Annotated in this window: 17 protein-coding genes and 1 pseudogene; 8 read left to right on the plus strand and 10 right to left on the minus strand. The window is 29.1% G+C overall.

The genetic code is table 11. The annotated features are described in order from the left end of the window. From RZ55_RS06975 to RZ55_RS07000, 6 genes are all read right to left on the minus strand, one after another. Positions 1 to 383 (minus strand): recombinase family protein (locus tag RZ55_RS06975; protein ID WP_057176109.1); only part of this gene is annotated, 383 nt, incomplete at its 3' end. Between the two features lie 175 nt (positions 384 to 558). Continuing rightward, a complete protein-coding gene (locus RZ55_RS06980; protein WP_143444236.1) occupies positions 559 to 1,971 on the minus strand; it encodes a PIN-like domain-containing protein in 1,413 nt (470 codons plus the stop codon). Between the two features lie 132 nt (positions 1,972 to 2,103). Then, a complete protein-coding gene (locus RZ55_RS06985) occupies positions 2,104 to 5,094 on the minus strand; it encodes a lantibiotic dehydratase (RefSeq protein WP_057176111.1) in 2,991 nt (996 codons plus the stop codon). A 10-nt stretch (positions 5,095 to 5,104) separates the two neighbouring features. After that, entirely contained in the window at positions 5,105 to 5,842 is a 738-nt protein-coding gene (locus RZ55_RS06990; protein WP_057176112.1) for a lantibiotic immunity ABC transporter MutG family permease subunit, read from the minus strand. Then, on the minus strand, positions 5,839 to 6,564 hold the full coding sequence (locus tag RZ55_RS06995) for an ABC transporter permease (RefSeq protein ID WP_057176113.1): 726 nt from the start codon (positions 6,562 to 6,564) through the stop codon (positions 5,839 to 5,841). The genes RZ55_RS06990 and RZ55_RS06995 overlap by 4 nt, the downstream gene beginning before the upstream one ends. Positions 6,565 to 6,566: 2 nt before the next feature. Next, positions 6,567 to 7,250: a lantibiotic protection ABC transporter ATP-binding subunit gene (locus RZ55_RS07000; RefSeq protein WP_057176114.1), complete on the minus strand. Its 684-nt coding sequence runs from the start codon at positions 7,248 to 7,250 to the stop codon at positions 6,567 to 6,569. Between the two features lie 115 nt (positions 7,251 to 7,365). Between RZ55_RS07000 and RZ55_RS07005 the strand changes: the two genes are divergently transcribed. The 4 genes from RZ55_RS07005 (at position 7,366) to RZ55_RS07015 (ending at position 12,149) form a co-directional block, all read left to right on the plus strand. Then, positions 7,366 to 9,099: an ABC transporter ATP-binding protein gene (locus RZ55_RS07005; protein ID WP_057176115.1), complete on the plus strand. Its 1,734-nt coding sequence runs from the start codon at positions 7,366 to 7,368 to the stop codon at positions 9,097 to 9,099. Further along, a complete protein-coding gene (locus RZ55_RS07010; protein WP_057176116.1) occupies positions 9,092 to 10,405 on the plus strand; it encodes a lanthionine synthetase C family protein in 1,314 nt (437 codons plus the stop codon). The genes RZ55_RS07005 and RZ55_RS07010 overlap by 8 nt, the downstream gene beginning before the upstream one ends. A gap of 78 nt (positions 10,406 to 10,483) precedes the next feature. Further along, positions 10,484 to 10,678 carry a gallidermin/nisin family lantibiotic gene (locus RZ55_RS07215; RefSeq protein WP_081034542.1) on the plus strand — a complete coding sequence of 65 codons (195 nt, stop codon included), beginning with the start codon at positions 10,484 to 10,486 and terminating at the stop codon, positions 10,676 to 10,678. A gap of 106 nt (positions 10,679 to 10,784) precedes the next feature. Then, entirely contained in the window at positions 10,785 to 12,149 is a 1,365-nt protein-coding gene (locus RZ55_RS07015; protein ID WP_057176117.1) for a S8 family serine peptidase, read from the plus strand. A 198-nt stretch (positions 12,150 to 12,347) separates the two neighbouring features. Here the strand turns inward: RZ55_RS07015 and RZ55_RS07020 are convergent, their stop codons facing one another. Both RZ55_RS07020 and RZ55_RS07025 read right to left on the minus strand, forming a co-directional pair. Next, the gene (locus RZ55_RS07020; RefSeq protein WP_057176118.1) at positions 12,348 to 12,668 is read right to left on the minus strand and encodes a DUF5388 domain-containing protein; all 321 of its coding nucleotides are present in this window, start codon (positions 12,666 to 12,668) and stop codon (positions 12,348 to 12,350) included. Continuing rightward, entirely contained in the window at positions 12,665 to 13,477 is an 813-nt protein-coding gene (locus tag RZ55_RS07025; protein WP_057176119.1) for a ParA family protein, read from the minus strand. The genes RZ55_RS07020 and RZ55_RS07025 overlap by 4 nt, the downstream gene beginning before the upstream one ends. A gap of 533 nt (positions 13,478 to 14,010) precedes the next feature. On the opposite strand from RZ55_RS07025, the gene RZ55_RS07030 reads away from it, so the two are divergent. Then, the gene (locus RZ55_RS07030; protein WP_057176120.1) at positions 14,011 to 14,814 is read left to right on the plus strand and encodes a hypothetical protein; all 804 of its coding nucleotides are present in this window, start codon (positions 14,011 to 14,013) and stop codon (positions 14,812 to 14,814) included. Between the two features lie 283 nt (positions 14,815 to 15,097). On the opposite strand, the gene RZ55_RS07035 is transcribed toward RZ55_RS07030, so the two are convergent. Further along, entirely contained in the window at positions 15,098 to 15,898 is an 801-nt protein-coding gene (locus RZ55_RS07035; RefSeq protein WP_057176121.1) for a hypothetical protein, read from the minus strand. Between the two features lie 252 nt (positions 15,899 to 16,150). On the opposite strand from RZ55_RS07035, the gene RZ55_RS07040 reads away from it, so the two are divergent. The 3 genes from RZ55_RS07040 to RZ55_RS07050 all read left to right on the plus strand — a co-directional run bounded on the left by RZ55_RS07040 (position 16,151) and on the right by RZ55_RS07050 (position 17,982). After that, positions 16,151 to 16,429, plus strand: coding sequence for a hypothetical protein (locus RZ55_RS07040; protein ID WP_057176122.1), 279 nt, complete (start codon positions 16,151 to 16,153; stop codon positions 16,427 to 16,429). Positions 16,430 to 16,722: 293 nt separating this feature from the next. Continuing rightward, complete coding sequence (locus RZ55_RS07045; protein WP_057176123.1) at positions 16,723 to 17,202, plus strand: hypothetical protein; 480 nt, start codon at positions 16,723 to 16,725, stop codon at positions 17,200 to 17,202. Positions 17,203 to 17,253: 51 nt separating this feature from the next. Continuing rightward, complete coding sequence (locus RZ55_RS07050) at positions 17,254 to 17,982, plus strand: hypothetical protein (protein WP_057176124.1); 729 nt, start codon at positions 17,254 to 17,256, stop codon at positions 17,980 to 17,982. A gap of 96 nt (positions 17,983 to 18,078) precedes the next feature. On the opposite strand, the pseudogene RZ55_RS07055 reads toward RZ55_RS07050, so the two are convergent. Then, a pseudogene (locus tag RZ55_RS07055) lies at positions 18,079 to 18,366 on the minus strand (recombinase family protein); the annotation flags it as partial.

The raw sequence follows: 18,366 nt of genomic DNA on the forward strand, positions 1-18,366 counted from the left end.
CCCTCTTGGGTTCGATTTACAATCATATCTCTTTCCATTTCAGCAACAGCTAATAAAACGGTTGTCGTAAATTTCCCGATTGATGAATTATCAATAAGCCCAAGATTTAAAATGTTGATCTTAATATTTTTATCTTGTAATTCATTAAGTACATTAAGTGCTTCTCTAGTATTTCTAGCTAATCTATCTAGTTTAGTAACCACCAAAGTATCATCTGATTTTAAAGTATCTAATAACTTTTGGAATCCTATTCGGTCCGTACTAGTACCAGTGTATTTATCAGTGTAGATATTCTTTTTTAATACACCATTATCTCTAAGGTCTTGGACTTGATTATCTAGCGATTGACCTAAGGTGCTAACTCTTGCATATCCATATTGCATTAGGAAGTCTCCTTTTTTGCATAAAATAGTTGCACAACATCAATACCACTATATCAATGTTATCTAGATATGCAAGAAACTATTAATATTTTTGCATAAAAACAGTTAAATTTCGAATTTATGTTAATGGGTGGTTGTCTATTCTTTTAAGTTATGAGACTTAAGTTTGTAATATTTATATGATTTTTTCGGCAAGATAGTCTGTTAGTGATGATAGTTTATCCTTGTGTTCTAAATCACTAACGAAATATAAAGGTGTTAAACATTTTTTTAGACTTTTAATAAATAAGACTTTATCATCTTTATCATCAATACTGGAATAAATGTTTAGCATGAAACTAATATACTGAGAAATAAGATACTCTCTGTCTGAATCATTACATTGTTTATATAACATGCATAATTTTTTAGAAATCTTTAAAATTTTTGTACAAACCTCATTAAGACTACTCTTATTACCAAATAAATCATTAGTAAATAAGTTATTTAAATAGTGTTGATCCAAGCACAAATCTATTTTGTTGCGGATATGATAACTTTGAGAATCTTTAAGAATATTATCACCGGTAGAATCTTCAAAGTCCCTTACATCAACATTCATGTATCCGTCATTACTAATGTATCTGGTATTCAATAAATTATTTATTTGACTTTCATCAGATTTATTTAAAGAAACGTCAGAATATTTAACAAATGATTTACTATCAATTATATATAAATCTAGATTAGCTTCTTCATTAGCTTCATCTATTAAGTGTATATGTGGACCAACAGTTCTGCCCCCATACTTATAAAATAAATCGTTCTTCTTATTAGATATACCATCATCAGTTATATATATTAGTCGTTTACTATCCTTGCTAGAAGAAAAATGCTTTAGAATTTCTCTCCATATCAAGAGATCTCCATATTTTTGATGATATGTTAAAGAACCAAAATGTCTAGTTCCATCTTTTTCAGAATCATCAAATCCTGGGGGAAGTTCTTCTTCGTATCTCAGCTTACCTTCTTTTTCAATGTTGTCAATAAAAGTCTGGTCAGGTTTTTCTCCCAATAAATCGTCAATAATATCTATTAACTTTAAATAATTTTCTTGATGATTTTCTTCTATCGTAGAACTATCATCTATAAGCCCTTTAAATTGTTCAATATACTCATTAGAAATCTTTTTCATATTATCTAATTTATTGCTATTAGTTAATTTTGAAATTTCTTGTGACGTGGCATCTAATTGGTTTTTTAACTTGTCTATTTTCTTATCTATATCCTTTAATTTGTTATCTTGATCAATTTTCACGTTGATTTTATTAAAAGAAAATTCTAAACCAACAAAGTATGGTATATATATTCTTTCCTTATTTTTTTCCAACGCATTAATATATTTATTTGCAACCTCTGGGTCCAATCTTAATATAGATAACAAATAATTTGTATCTATTGCTATAACTGTTCTATCATCTTGTAAGAATTCATTCTTGAAATCATCTTGATAGAATGCTTTGAAATATTTTTTTAATTTTCCGATTATAAACACTCCTAAAAAATTATTATTAATTATAAGTAATTTATTAATAATAATAACCATCATACATAGATTGATTGGTTCATGAGAAAGAATAATGACCACTTTCCCAACCTATTTATGAATATAAACATCTTCACTCGGATGACAAAAAAATTTGTAACCTCCATTAATATTTATCAAATCGGGTTAAGTTAATTAACTTTCGCTATTGTTTTTATATAATTCGCACCCCGTGATTTTGTTTGTGTATTTGGCTTTATTAAATAGTTTTAGCAATATACCCATTATTTGTTGTTCACCATATCTATCAGTGCCTAAAATTCTATTTATAGACATATGCAAAAAGCTACTTACAATGTTTACTTGATTTCGATCATTATTGCTAATAATGTCGTTTATTTCATTATTACGTCTATCTAATAATAATTTGGTTTCGATTGTTAAATTGTTTAAATACTCATCCATATATTTTTCGTTTTTTCTTATCCAACTAGATGCATTTTTATTAATATTATATGGATAATCATATATGTTTAAGAAATCAATTATTGTATCTATGGAATTAGAAATGGATAGGAGCATCGATACGCAAGAGTATATGGCTAGTGATTCTTTTTCAAGCTTTTCCGGATTGTTTTGGAAAGAAACAATTGAAAAAAGTGTATCATAATGGAAAGCTTGCTCAGCTTTGTCAATATTTTGTTTTCCACCATATCTATCCAACTCTCTAAAGTAGTTATTATTAGTATAATTTTTAATAATACCTTCTTTAATCAACGAGTCTAGATACTTCGTTACACGATTCTGCACAATAAAGATATCATTACTTTTCCATCTCAAACGAATAGTTGGATTGTCTTTGTTTTCGTATTGTATAAAAAAGAATAAATCATACAAATTATTTAAATTATCATTTAATTTTGATAACTCTTGCATTATAAATTCATTTTTTATCCCAACGTCACCAAACTCAACCTCTACATAAAACCATCCATTAACTACATTCAAAGGTTTTAAATAGTCACAAGATCTATATATTGGCTTCTGGTTAATGGGGTTCTTGTTTTTATATTTGTTTTTTAAAGTAACTACTATTTCTTGAGTTTTTCCGTCATCATTTAGGCTACCAAATTCACATTTTTGTAATTTTGCATTTTTAGAATTAGATTTTTTTAAATGTTTATAAATATTGTAAATAGACTCTTTTTTTCTATCACTTACAATTTTATTATCTGATTCTACAAAGTAAAATAATTTTGGCACTTGAAGAGAGTCTATTTTACAAATGAATTCACGATAAAAATCTTCAAAGCTATTGTCATAGTTAGCAGTATTAATATTCCATGTTAATGGACTTACGATTATATTATTACAAATTATTTCAGGAATAACCGTTCTCGTTGGCTGACCAAAACTCCATGGGAAATTAAATGGCCATCTATCGGACTGATTGCTTATTGCAAGTAATAGCTTTATAACAGGGTTTTTTAAGTCTCCATTTAGCATGTTATAATCAACAAATCTAACAATTTTATTATTTTGGGAACACCTTATATATAAGGTGTCGTTTTCATACCCTACAACTAAATCATTTAATGATATTTGATTCTTGTGTTGATTTCCATTAGTACCAACCGACAATTCGTATTCATTCAGATGTCGATTTTGCGTTAGAGTTGATAAACTTAATAAATTTGGAAATGCGTTTATGTCACAGGTTATATAATCATCTGATACATCTTTGCTTTTTTGATATAAGTCATCTAATAGTCTAAATCTACCTGTAATTGAACTTCCTAATGGAGAACCAAATATTTCTGAAATTGTAAATGATATTTTATTATCATGACTTTCTTGCGTTAGACATACATCCATAGATCTTGGAATGATATCCTTGTGGCTATCAGAACCGTTTAAAATTCTTTGTACATCATTAACTGTTGATTGATCAATGGTTAATGGTCTTTTGTTTATTAGAGCAGTGTACAATTTTTCATCTAACAACGAACCAATTGATTCCAATGTTTCCTTAGACGTAGAGTAATTATCGGAGGAATCATATTTTGGAAAACCTATTCCTGAGTTTTTGTCTATAAGTTCGTATAATGGAACTTCTACATCCATACCAAATTTATCAAGAAATAATGAAGTATAATCATGTAACTCATCATAAGGTATAGATATTTTAGTTAGCATATCTATACATTTATTTAAATCATTCAGATTATCCTGTGTAACCGATAAAGACGGATCATTTAAATATAAATCTACATTTAAATCATCTTTCTGCGTTGGGAATATGTCATTCATGCATTTGGAAATAGAGTCAAAAAGATATATTCCCTCACCGACGTTTGTTATTGAATAAGAGCTTATTAATGATTTTAATGTTTCAAATTTTTGTATAGACTGATTATCTTTTACTACTCTTAAAAAATCTTTGACGTTTTCTATCCACTCTTCGTCCGTTTGAGATAAAGAACTGTGTAAAGTAGATTTAATAATCTTTTTGTCAACCAGATTGACTATATATTCTCTTATATAACTAGGATCAATATTTTTATATTCTCCTTTAATAACATTAAAAATGTCATCTGTGCCTCTTGGTTTATTCAAAAATTTTTCAAGGAGTTCCGTTAATCTGTTTTTTGAAATTTTAAAACCTATTTCGTCATTGTAATATTTACCATCAATAATGTTACTTTCTTTACCAACATCAAGAAAAAACGGATTACCATTTATATCTGTCATATTATTTTCAAATACATATTTAACATTTGAACGATACCTTTTTTCTAACATGTTTATGACACTATATTTCCACCTATATCCAAGAACTATTTTTTTTAGATGAGTGTATTTAGTATGTTTTTCATTGTTTACAACTCCAACACCACTAAAGAGACCAAAAGGAGTATTTCTATACCTTATTCTCAGAAAGTATCCGGTTATTGATTCAACAAGGTGTCTAGTTCTTTTTTTTGAAAAATTTGATCTATCTTTTAAGTAATCCATGTAATTTTTATATAATTCATTGTTTGATACTCTAATTTGTTCTTTAAACGATTCAAACTTGCTTAAATAATCTAACAACCTTTCATCATATAAAAATTTTTCTCCACCTTCAACATTGCAAAAGTGTTTTCTAAATACGACAGGATTTTCAACTTTGTAATATGTTCTCATAATTATTACCTCAATTTTTATTTAAAATCCTATAAAAAATCTTATTACATACGAACAGCAACACGAGACTTATTAGTATACTAAAGATATATAAGAATGCATAATGAATAGAATCATTAATAGTAGTACCATTCTGAAAAAAAGCAATACTTCTAATTTGCCATGACCATGGAATAAATTCCCAAACATTATCGAATAAGACCGTTTCACTTAGTGCAGATAATATCAATCCCGCAAATCCTAAAATCAAAGATCCAGCGGTACCAAATATATATGATGCTAAAAAACATAATTCGTACTGAATTACTGCTAATAAAGAAAATAGAATACAAAAAACTAATAACATAAAATAAGGAAATAGGGGTGCATGAAATACAATGTTCAAAATTAAACCATATATATAAAATGATAATATGATTTCTGTCAGATATAGTGACCAATAAAAAGCTATTTGTGATTGAAAAACTTTTAATGGGCTGATTGAAGTGTCTAATAAATTCTTATAATTTCCGGCTTTTGTTTCTCTGTCATTAACCATAGATGCAACTATTGAGATCACTACAGGACCAATAAAGGAAATGATTAAAAAAAAGTTGGGAATCAACACAAAATTTGTTAGCGGGTAATGATTCTTACCAAAAAAAACCGCTAATAAAGTTGGAAAGATAACCATGGCAGTTATGTGGAAATATAAGATATGGCTATTAATAAGCTTAATAGCTTCTGACTTAAAAACTCTAGCAATCATTTTTTAACCTCCTGACGAGTAAATAATAGACATTCGGTTAATGTCAATACAATGAATAATGATAACGATAAGATGATGTACGTTGTATTCATAAAAGAATGAGTACCTAAACTATACGGCACCCCGTTAACATGCATTTTTATAATAGGAGATGCTGTCTCTGGTGACCACGTAAATGGGATTAAATATCCAAAACGAGTTCCAGAAAAAACTCCCCCTATCAAGAAACCAAATAAACCAATTAATATGCCAACAAACATATTTGATAATCTGCTTATTAGCAAGAAAAAAGGAACTGTCCATAATCCTGAAATAGAGACCATAATTATTGATAGTAGTATATAACCCATTCCGACCATGCTACTAAAATAATATTTAGAAATACATACTAGTATGGCTAAAAATACATTTCCTATAAAAAACAATTCGACTAACATGATTAATCTTGAAAGTTCAAATTTAAATAAGCTAACTGGGGAACTTAATATTGACTTATATTGAGTAGATATTGATTCGTGGTGAGTAGTCATTCCAGATAACAATACAGAGAATAATAGTACCCAAATTAAGCTCCATTGATTAATAATGCTTTGCATAGAATACTCATTTCCCGCAAAAACAACGGCTACTAAAAACACACAGAAAAAAGGCACTAGAATAGTTAGCCAAGGGATTGATGTTCTACGAATTTTTAAAAATTCACTATTAATTAAACTAGTCATAACTATACTCCCCCTACTATTTCATTAAATAGTTTTTCAAGGTTTTCATTATTGTACTTCTCTTCTAATAACAGTTTTCCACCAGATATAATTCCAATATTATCTGCTAAGTGTTCTACCTCTGACAAATCATGACTAGAAATTAGAATAGTAATATCTTTTTTTGCTAGTCCTTTTATGAGAGTTCTCAGTTCCTGTATCCCAATTGGATCTAAACCATTCGTTGGCTCATCTAATATTAAAAGTTTTGGATTTGAAACCATAGCCATTCCAATACCTAATCTTTGTTTCATTCCTAAAGAAAAATCTTTAGACCTTTTTTTGTTATTCTCCAGTCCTACCTGTTCTAAAATAGATTCAAGATGGTTTAATGGAACTTTTCTTAAAGTAGCAACCACCTTTAAATTTTCTAAGGCTGTTAAATTTCCATATATAGGAGCATTCTCAATTAAAGAACCTATATCGTTTAATGCATCTCTTTCCCATTCTTTGCCATCAAAGATTACTTTTCCCAATGTTTTATGAATCATTCCTGTTATTATCTTCATTAAAGTTGTCTTACCTGCTCCATTAGGACCTAACAAACAATAAACTTCTCCTTTTGGTATATGAACAGAAACGTTATCCAAAGCCAACTGATTTCTAAAACTCTTTGTAACGTTTTTAGTTTCTAAAATATTTGTCATAAGAGCACCTCCATTTTTCTCATAATTATATCATAATAAATTTATTGGAAATACACTATATTTTCTGATAATCTTACTAAAAAAGAATATTGACTTATTAGGAGAATCACAAGTAATGAAAGAGATTAAACAAACGATACAACTTATATGGAAACAACATAAAATTTTATTTTCTATCCTGATTTTTATAAATATTGTATTAGGAATACTTCCTTTAATTTCTATATTTTTTGTACAATTAATCATCAATTTTTTATCATTAAATTCTCATTTTTCACTGATTTTAATGTGTTTTGCAGGATATATCTCCGTCTCGTTGATAACAGATTCTATATCATCAGTACAATCTTACATAAACGGAATTATAAGTAATAGATTGTCTTTTGAAGTAGAATATGACATTTTAAATGTAGTATCTAAAATGGATATAACAGCTTTTGAAAACGAAGAAACATATTCAGTTATAGATAAATTGTCTAATGAAGCCCCATCCAAACCTTTTTCTGTATTTACCGCATTCAATTCAATTAGTGTATCGATCATTACGATAATTAGTAGTTATTTTTATATTTTCAAAATAAACCCAATATATGGCATAACACTGGTACTTTTAACTTTAATTTCTATTCCATTCCTACTAATATTAAGCAACAATCAGTTTAATGTTCATTGGAATAGAGCCGAAAAAGAACGTAAAGCTTGGTATATAAAATATCTATTAACTCATGATTTTAGCGTCAAAGAAATAATTTTCTTTGACTTATCAAAACATTTAAAGAAAAAGTTTGCCAATCTAAAAAAAGAATTTATATCACAGGACTTAAAAATTTTGAAGAATCTCTCTATATTTAATTATGTATATGACTTAATAGTTAGTATTGTAACAGCTATACTTGTTCTATCAGTGATTTGGTCAATTTATCTAGGTAAGGCTCTATTGGGAACCTTAACCAGTGTGACTCAAATAATAAGTCTTACTCAAGGAAGCACACAGACATTTATTAACAATTTATTTAATTTAAAATATGATTTGCAAATTCTTCGTAAACTTTATGATTTTATAGATGATAATGAAAAAGATGATAATGGAAGTTGTTATAACCTACCAATAACAACGATTGAAATGAAAAATGTCTCTTACTCATATAAAAATAGCGTGAAAGCTTTAGATAATATAAGCTTTAAAATCAAAAAAGGAGAAATCGTTGCAATTGTAGGTGCAAACGGATCTGGTAAAAGTACGATTGTTAAAATTCTTACTGGACTTTATAAACCAACAAAGGGGCAATACTTAATAAACAATATCGATTCCAATAAGATTAATAAGCACTCTTTCCATAAAGGAATATCCGTTTTATTTCAAAATTTTGTTCAGTATGAGTTGTCAGTACGTGAAAATATTGGTTTTGGTGATATACGTAACCTTAAACAAGAAGATAAGATTATGAATACTCTAAAGACGTATAATGATAATCTTTATAAAAAATTGAAAGTTGAAGATTCTCTTGGAAATTGGTTTGGAGACGGTAAACAACTGTCCGGTGGCCAATGGCAAAGCATTGCTACAAGTAGGGCCTTTTTTAATAGAAATGCTAGTTTTGTGATATTAGATGAACCCAACTCTGCATTAGACCCCATCTCTGAAAGTAATTTATTTTATGAATTCAAAAAATTTATATCTCATAATAAAATGGGATTATTCATATCACACAGAATAGGAGCCGTTAAAAATGCGGATAGAATCATTGTAATGTCCAAGGGTGATATTATCGCTGAAGGTAGTCATGAATACTTGTTAAATAATTGTACCGAATACAAAAAATTAGAGGAGGCTGAAAGATATGAATGATGAAACAATTGATTTTATAAAAAAACATTCAGAAAAAATACTAAATATAGACTTTATAAGAGAAAACATTGATTATTTAGCAAAACAAAGCTCAAATAACAATATAGATTTTTTTAAACAAGATCTATCCAACGGAATAATTGGTCTAATATTACTTTCAGAAGAATTAAACAAACAAAACATTATTCACAATAAACAAAATACGGATGACTTAATTTCAATTTTACTTGACAGTATACAGAAAAAACCGATAATGGATGCATCTTTGTTTGAAGGAATATCAGGAATAGCTTTTTCTTTAGCTTTATTAAACAGGCCAGACTTATGTGGCGTTATAAACCAGCTGAATGATTTTCTATTCACATTAATAGACGGAAAACTTTCTGAACAAAAAAATAGAATATATTCTCCTGCATATTCATATGATTTCGATACTATGTATGGGCTATCTGGTGTTTTAAATTACCTAGTATACTTTTTTAATAATTCCAATGATGAGAATGAAAAAGACATAGTAGAGAAACGTATTATAAGAATAGAAAAACACATAGTTGACATGTATTCAACGCAACTAATTTATGATGAAATTTCTGTTCCTGCGTGGTTTGTTTCCTCAGATCATCAAATGGACAAAAGAGAATCAATAAATTATCCAAAGGGCAACTTCAACATAAGTTTCTCTCATGGCATATCAGGATTATTATACAGTCTCTCGAATGCTTACCTTAGTGGCTTATATGTTTCCAATCAGCTAACTTTAATGAATAAAATGCATACCTTTATTTATGATAATTTATTGGTTAAAAACGATGTTTTTTGCCCACCTTTTTTTATAGATTTTAATTCCTTTACCAAAGGAAAAAAAGATAGTGTAGAACGATTTGATAGTTGGTGTTATGGTACCCCGGGTATTGATATTGCATTATTAAAGTATAATTTGATAAAAAGAAATCCTGACGAAGTAGACTTAATGTCACGCGGATTACAAGAAATAAATAAAAAACCTTTGGGTATAACTGATCCTTCAATGTGTCATGGGTATGCAGGGATTTTAGCTATTTTAAATAGTCTGAATAAGGACTACTCATTAGATATACATTTAAATAAAAAAATAGTTAAATTATTATTAAGCTATTTCGACAACGAATCCATTACTGGCTTTTTCAGTGAAAGGTTTGACGATGCTGAAACATCACGCAATATACCTGACTTAGGAATGTTATCTGGAACTTCAGGAATATTTCTATCATTACTATCCTTAAAAGATAAACAATATGTTCATTGGGGCAAGATTTTTGGCCTTTAAAATCTTATTGAACAGTGTACCTGTTTAATTTATACTTCATCTTAAGAGGTTAAGATAAATTTGATGGAGGTAATAGATATGTCTAATTTTAACGATTTTAACTTAGGTATCAAAAAAGTCCATTCTGGAAGTAAAAAAGGTCTTGAACCACGAATTACAAGCTATGTTTTATGTACACCTGGTTGTATTACAGGACGTTTAATGGGCTGTAATAACAAGACAAAGACTTGTCATTGTCACAGCTCTCATAATTTCTCTTTCCACGCTAGATAAATAAAAAACTTTGAATTAAAACAAAAATATCTTACCTCACAAAATGCCTGTTGTTATAACCAACAGGCATTTTATATATAAATAATAACGAAAAGAGAATCATGAAATGAATAGTAGAAAAATATCTTACCCTATTAAGGTATGTATAGTATTTGTTATTTCATTTGTGTTAATACTTATATATTCTGTAGATGCTAAAGCAAAGGCGTCCTCAACATATGAGTCATTATCTAACTCCCGAATTCAATACAAAAAAGTACTTCAACTTATCAAAAAGAAGAAGGGAAAGATCATATATAACATACCAGAAATTTACTATGTAAGATTCAGGATAGATAAAGATAAAGATAAACATAAAGATAATATAGTTCATCATAAGACAATAGGAAAAAAGAAGACAAATATAAAGATTTGGAGAAAAAATAATTACACACCAGAATATAAGTTTAAAAAACCAAAATATTGGAATAAACAATGGGATATCAAGGCTATCACGCTTAAAGGAAAAATGTATAAACACGTATTATATTCACCATCCGTAACAATTGGAGTGGTTGACTCAGGAATATCGTCTAATCAATCCTCTCTTAATGGAACTGTAATAAAAAAAGGATCAGTAAACCTGGTTCCTAAAGGTGGGTTTAACGGTAAGGAGAATGATGAGTATGGAAATAAAGGATACATTTACGATAAGATAGGACATGGAACCATGATTGCTGGTCAGATTTCTGGACATGGTAAAGTAATAGGTGTATATCCTAAAGTTGGACTTCATATATACCGTGTCGTTGGAAAAAAACAATCAAACCCATTTTGGATAATGAAAGGAATCATTTCCGCCACTAACAATAAGGATTCTGTAATTAATGTAAGCCTTGGAAAATATTTATACTCATCTAAAGGTTTGAAAAAAAATATGGAATTTAAGGCATGGAATAGAACCATAAAATATTCAAAGAAACATGGTAGTATCATTGTTGCTAGCGCGGGTGAAAATGGTTATGACGAGAATAATATCCATAGATTCAAAAAAAGTTTTTCAAAAGATAATAACATCAGTGTAAAAAAAATCAAAAAATTAGTTGATGTACCAGCATTATTAAAGAATGTTATATCGGTCGGTTCACTAGGTCCATCCGGAAATGAATCTAATTTTTCTAATAGAAGCAAAAACATTAGTCTATTCGCTCCGGGAGGAGACACCACTGAATACTTTAAATATGGATCCAATTACTGGAATAGTCACAATTTAAATAGCAAAAAATTAATTACTGTTGCTACAATAAAAAATAGCTACTCTTACGCTTATGGGACTTCGTTGGCATCAGCAAAAGTTTCTGCTTTACTAGCAGAATACATTGCAATACAAAGAAGACACCATAACTATAAAAATATTAAATCTAGATTTTTAAAATATTTCAAATCATATAATAAAAAAGTCAATGGAAATATAATCATTGACAGTAACTAATATTGAAACTATATATGGATGTATTATGATTATATTCAAATTTTCAATTATTTATTACCAATAGTTATGTGATGTGGGTCAGTTGTCTAAAACACATCTACCATATTTTTACTATCTTAGTAATATAGAAGAAACTAAAAAGGACACTATTATAAATAGTGCCCTTTTTAGTTGTATTAAATTATGACTGTGTTTGAATTAATCATGACTGTTTAATTGCTTAAGCATCATATCAAACATATTCTTTTTATCTTGAGTTAAATTGTCGTAGTAAGCGTTGATTGCTACTGAGAACCCTTCTTTTTGGTTTGGAGCGTCCCCTAGTAAAACCATAACTTGTAACATGTTCTTGGTGTGACTATCAATACTTAGCGTTGTTTTGTGTCCCTTGTAAGCTGGTTCTTTTTTAACTTCTTTTTTTAGTTGTTCATCAGATTTTTTCTGTTCAAGATCAGCTAAAGTCGCACTCTTTAATGGTTTAACATCGTCTTTACGGTTGGAATTAATTAGTGAACTCATTCAGCCTCTTCCTTTCTAATGCGGTCTAGCATTTCATCAGTTACTTCTTTATATGCTTGAATTACTCTCTTGTCCCATAATTCATGATCTGCAATTCCAGTGATTGGGAATCGCTTTATTCTTTCCATGTGTTTAATGTGATGATCAAGAATGTTTTCAGCACCGAATTGGTTCTTAGCTGATTGCAAAGTATATTCATCCACTGGAGCATTGTTCTTTATTAGAACTGGCAAGATACCAACTAAATCAAGTTTAGGTGCTTTGTATGCATCAACCACATATTCTTGCAGATAATCAATAAAGGCCTTTGAACCGTCAAAGCTATCTTTGTGGGTTTGCATAACGATTAAGCACCAATCTGACATGTATAGTGCGCTGTCTGAGAATAGCGACATGATAGTTGGTGGAGTATCTAAAATAATGTAATCGTAGTTATCTTTAATTTTATCAAATAGTGTTTTTAAATATTGAACTCGTTTATTGTAATCAGCTATTTTTTCCATGTATCTAGGATATAAAGCGAAATCTGGAGCAGACGCTAACAAATCTAGTTTGTCAGTAATAGTGATAATTGATTTGCTTAAATCTTCTTCTTCAACTGACTTCATCAATGTTTGTCTAAATGAACTAACCTTGCCGTCAAAGTTTGCTTTGGTTTTTAACATCATATTAGTGGCATTACCTTGTGGATCTAAATCACCAAGTAATACTTTATATCCTTCGTCAGATAAATTGTAAGCAATAAGACTTGCAGATGTTGTTTTACCAACTCCACCTTTGAAGTTACCTAATGTAATAATTCTCGTCATAAATTATACCCTCTCTCTATTTAAAATTATATCATGCTGTCATGCTATAGTGCAATTGTTATGTCATGCTAGCATGACATAACAACATTCTGACATAATGCTATCATGCTTTCATTATATTATGCTATAACACTATCATGCTGTAATGACATCATGCTGAAAGTGATGCCTATTTAACAGCATTTTATACGTCATGCTATCATGCTTTTATAACATCAGTTTTTTATGCTCTTATGTTTTTATTATGTAATTACATAATTACATTGTGCTTTTATTACATCACGCTACAATTATGTAATTACGTCATGCTATCATGCTAATTGATAAAAAGTTCGAAAAATATTTATTTGACAATGATTAAAAGAATGCTAGTATTGTTCATGTAAATAAAAAAAGCCGGCTGATGGAACAACCGACTTTTGAGAATTACAACAACCTGGTTAAGAGCTGTAATGTAATAACTAATTTGTATGATTTGTATACATATTATAGCCCTTAACCCCTCAAAAATCAATATTAAAGGGGTTCTTATTATGAAGTTTTCCAAACTATTCGAAGAATTTTCAGACGCTGGTTTGTCCCCAGCAGAACAAGTTGCACTAACAAGGTTGTATGATCGCATGTCATTATCTGAAGGAAACAGTAACTTTTACGACAAGCAACAAAATGCATATTACGTTACATATTCAAGAGAAGATATGGCCGACAAATTAAACGTATCAACTAACACTGTTACAAACATTTTTAAGTCATTAAAGAGAAAAGGGTGGTTGATTGTTAAGCAAAGATTTAATTCAACCAATCGTATTTTTTTACCCATCTCACTAAAAACAAAAAATTGTACTGCTAAAACACAAAAATTGGTTTCTAATAAGACTGAATATAACAATACTAATAAAAATACATCACACAATAAAAATGACACTAAAAGCTCTGTTGAATCTCTTGAATTTGATGGTATCGCACAATCACTAACCAACAAAGCTGGATTCAGTCCACGTTTAGTATCACAATTAAAAGCTCTATCTTTTAATAAACCTGATACATTATACGATTACGGAAAGCTTATTTTAAAAGCTAAGCGTATGGCTTTAAGATTTAGTGTAGCTAAAAATAGTAGTTTGCGTAGATTTGAAACCAATCCATTATTAAATGAATATTTAGAAAATCATACTGAACCAATTATTCGTAATGCAAATAGAAAAGCTAAGAATAGATATGGTTATATGATTAAATCGTTCAAAAATTTATTTGAAGAAGCAATAGATAATTATTCACAACATATACATGATAACAATGATATAGAAAGACTATTTCCTGAGAATATAGTTTTTTAGAATGAGAAATAGTAACAATTACTTAATTTAAAAAAACCAAAAACATTTTTAATTGTATTAAAAATAGTGTAACTAACTTATATTATGTTGCATATGATATTGTATTTATAGGTGTGTTAGAGTAAGTATTCTAGATAAGACTTTAATTGGGGTAGAAATTCCTGGGGACATTTCTATAAATATAAAATTAACACAGGCGACAGTGTTGGAATAGAGGGGAAAATACCCTGATATTCCTACAATTAAAATTCCTGGATAAAAAATTTAGATTTATCACTACTTATTAGTAATATCTTACAGCACTAATTTTGTAAAAAACAAAATCTTGATCGTCCATTTTAAAAATCTTGTAATTAGATATTCTTGAATTGTCTTTTAATCGTTCCAAACATAGCTTTTCAAAACTTTCTGATTTTAGCCTATTTATAACCGTTAATTGTTGTTTGTTTTTAGGAACTTTTTCTAAATAATCATCGATTAATCCCTGTCTATTCTTTAAATGATATCGGGAATTAAATACGATCATATATGCTGTACCTGGTGTAGTAGCCTTACTTAGTTTATTGGCAAAATCTGGTGTAAACATATCAACTTTAAAAAATGGTAGTTCATTAACAAAAAAATCATGATCACCGTTATCATATGTTACCCTTAAAATCTTGCCATGTTCTAAAGCTTCGGCTACCTTAACAGTATAATAATCTGATACTAAAGATCTAATAAATAACTTTTTACCAACTAGGCTTTTAGTATAATCAGCACTATAAATTTCTTTTAAAAGCCGAGCGCCAAATCTGATATCATCCAAAGTTATATCATCGTTTAAACGTATACCATATTCATCATTAAATGCTCTCACGGACCGTTCATCTATATGGCACTTCTCAATAAACTCGCTAAAAGATATGTTTCTTTGAGAGGTTATACGATCAGATATTTCCAAAACCTTTATATGTGTTCCAGTGCTAAAAACTGTATAGCGTGTATTCTCAAAGGCATCTTTTTTACTTCCTAGAACTGCTACTATTTTCTCATACTTATAAGGAAAACCCGAAATTCTACCTAAAATTTTTAAATTATCCATATATATTACCTTCATTGTATTTATTCTATTAGTAGTATAATACTACCAATAGAATAAATATAAAAAATAATGAATTAGTTAGATTGATAGTGAGTTCTTTTATTTCTTTTTACAATATGGCTGTATTTAATAATGTATTTTTATAGCTTTTTATCTTTTATAAAAAATAAAAAGCTACTTGATTCATAGATATCTGTTTGTGTTTTAAATATTTTATATTAATAACTAATTAATTAAGGAGTCGATTAAGTTATGAATCCTAATAAAAAAAATAACCTTGTTCTTGGACTTGAATTTGTATCTTACATTTATATGTCAGTTTTACTTTGGTTTTCAGACTCTGATTACAAAAAAGGAATGATGTTTCTTTGTCTTATGTTTTTAGCTGGAGCGTTTTCTAGATTTTATAAGTTTAAAAGAGATATATCTGATGATGACATTGAATCAGTGAATAAGGGACTTAACCGCTTAATTTTTGTATGCTTTGCTGCACCTATTTCTTTAACCATAGCAGTAGTTTGTTTTAATTAAGAGCTATTTTTTAAACAGGATAAGGTAAACTGGGCTATGAAATTCGTTAGCCCCCGCCGTGGCGGGATTTATAGTGGGCCAAAACTACTTTTCAGAAACGTTGATTTATCAATACAGGTACTCACATATGATTACATAAAAATAGCTAGGTACTCCTTAACGCACACCTAAAAACTCCTTAGGGAGTATACTTTAACAACTGTCTTAATAGCTCCTTAAGGAGTTTTTAGGTTGATTTTTATATTCCTTGAGGAGTAAAATATCAAAAATTATATGATTTTTGAGGTGAAAGTATGTCAGACGAAATTTCTAAAAGTGTACAAGACATGATAAAAAGAAATCGAGAAAGCGGAATGAGATTAGAAGAAGTTGGTCGTAAATATAATGATTCAAATGAAACTTTTGTAGATCAAAACAGTTCAAATTACATTCCAGAATCAAATATTGATACATCTTTTTTACAAGAAGATATTATTGATGAAAAGAAAAAGAATAAAAAGGAATATGACAAAGGTTTTGTTTCGATGAAACTGAAAAAAGAGATTGCAGAGAAGCTTGATCATGTCATTAACTTTAATACTTCATCAACTCATATCACGTTAAAACGTGGTGAAATGATATCTAAAATCATCGACTTTTATATCTTTACAGTTATCAGAAATGCAGGTAGTGAAGATAAGGCTAAGAAGAATTTAATCAGTGCCAATGAAGCAGAGAAATTTTATAATTACATTCGTGAAATGGCTGAAAATCAAGATGATAGTGAATTCTAAAATATGTATCAAATAACCATTCTCTTGTTTGATTATTGAGGTGAATAATTTATGAAAAATAACTGTAAACTACGCAAAGTAAGTATCAAATTAATAGGAGCAATGGCTCTATTAACCGCATTGTTGGCAACACCAATTGTAAACAATGCAACTGTATCAGCGTCATCTTTTCATTACCAGATCAAAAAAAGCGGATACGTTTACAAGAATGCTCACATTAAAGCTATTAAATCACATTCATCTAAACATTACTTTGGTTCACACAAGTTGACTGTTAAGAAAACGATTGTTGTAAAACGTCATGGCAAGAGGTTGATTTATAAATATGTTTTAGCAAGTAATGGTAGGAATGGATGGGTTAATACAAAGTATGTTAAAAAGGTAAAAGCTTCCAAGCATAATAAAGTAGTTAAGACCCATAAAAAAGGGCAATATGTACCGAATAAAGAAAATATTAAAGCTGAATTTAAAAAGTTAATTGATCCTTACTTGGCACAATATGGAAAAACATATGGTGTTACTAATGGAGATTCCATTAAGCCTTTAACAGATAGAAGTGGCTATGGAAGCGAGTTTGTAGTAACATCCGGGAACTCTGTTAGTTCGGACAAGGAAATGGCTAAGGTTCTATTTAACGGATTACTTAATGGAACTCTAATGAGCTATCTAAAGGACAATAGTAACGTTAGTGTTGTTGTAGATCATATCGACATTGATAATAGTTATGGAACAACGGACGCTAGATTATATTTAACTTGGTATTGGGACATTAGCAAATAAAAAGAAAATAAAAAAAGGACGCTCTAACGAGTGTCCTTTTTATCTTAACTTTAAAACAATTTTTGGAAGAAGTTTACGATTGGGTTCTTTGAATAGCTACTTTTTCTTTTTAAAGATAGATTGAATATAAAAAACAGTCCTAATAGAGATTCCAAATGCTTTTGCGGTCTCCTCAGCCGTGTGAGACTGCTTGTATTCATAAATAGCTGGGTACTTGTCCTTATTCTTTCCTGTGAGGCGTGTCCTACGCCCTTCTCGATAATTAGGATTATGCGTTTTAGCATATTTTTTACCCTCTTGGGTTCGATTTACAATCATATCTCTTTCCATTTCAGCAACAGCTAATAAAACGGTTGTCGTAAATTTCCCGATTGATGAATTATC

The organism is Apilactobacillus kunkeei (assembly GCF_001421115.1).
In the GTDB taxonomy this organism is placed as follows: Bacteria; Bacillota; Bacilli; order Lactobacillales; family Lactobacillaceae; genus Apilactobacillus; species Apilactobacillus kunkeei_F.

Coding starts and splice junctions, on each gene's coding strand:
- RZ55_RS06980 (WP_143444236.1), bottom strand. CDS start 1,971: ATGATGGTTATTATTATTAATAAATTACTTATAATTAATAATAATTTT.
- RZ55_RS06985 (WP_057176111.1), bottom strand. CDS start 5,094: ATGAGAACATATTACAAAGTTGAAAATCCTGTCGTATTTAGAAAACAC.
- RZ55_RS06990 (WP_057176112.1), bottom strand. CDS start 5,842: ATGATTGCTAGAGTTTTTAAGTCAGAAGCTATTAAGCTTATTAATAGC.
- RZ55_RS06995 (WP_057176113.1), bottom strand. CDS start 6,564: ATGACTAGTTTAATTAATAGTGAATTTTTAAAAATTCGTAGAACATCA.
- RZ55_RS07000 (WP_057176114.1), bottom strand. CDS start 7,250: ATGACAAATATTTTAGAAACTAAAAACGTTACAAAGAGTTTTAGAAAT.
- RZ55_RS07005 (WP_057176115.1), top strand. CDS start 7,366: ATGAAAGAGATTAAACAAACGATACAACTTATATGGAAACAACATAAA.
- RZ55_RS07010 (WP_057176116.1), top strand. CDS start 9,092: ATGAATGATGAAACAATTGATTTTATAAAAAAACATTCAGAAAAAATA.
- RZ55_RS07215 (WP_081034542.1), top strand. CDS start 10,484: ATGTCTAATTTTAACGATTTTAACTTAGGTATCAAAAAAGTCCATTCT.
- RZ55_RS07015 (WP_057176117.1), top strand. CDS start 10,785: ATGAATAGTAGAAAAATATCTTACCCTATTAAGGTATGTATAGTATTT.
- RZ55_RS07020 (WP_057176118.1), bottom strand. CDS start 12,668: ATGAGTTCACTAATTAATTCCAACCGTAAAGACGATGTTAAACCATTA.
- RZ55_RS07025 (WP_057176119.1), bottom strand. CDS start 13,477: ATGACGAGAATTATTACATTAGGTAACTTCAAAGGTGGAGTTGGTAAA.
- RZ55_RS07030 (WP_057176120.1), top strand. CDS start 14,011: ATGAAGTTTTCCAAACTATTCGAAGAATTTTCAGACGCTGGTTTGTCC.
- RZ55_RS07035 (WP_057176121.1), bottom strand. CDS start 15,898: ATGGATAATTTAAAAATTTTAGGTAGAATTTCGGGTTTTCCTTATAAG.
- RZ55_RS07040 (WP_057176122.1), top strand. CDS start 16,151: ATGAATCCTAATAAAAAAAATAACCTTGTTCTTGGACTTGAATTTGTA.
- RZ55_RS07045 (WP_057176123.1), top strand. CDS start 16,723: ATGTCAGACGAAATTTCTAAAAGTGTACAAGACATGATAAAAAGAAAT.
- RZ55_RS07050 (WP_057176124.1), top strand. CDS start 17,254: ATGAAAAATAACTGTAAACTACGCAAAGTAAGTATCAAATTAATAGGA.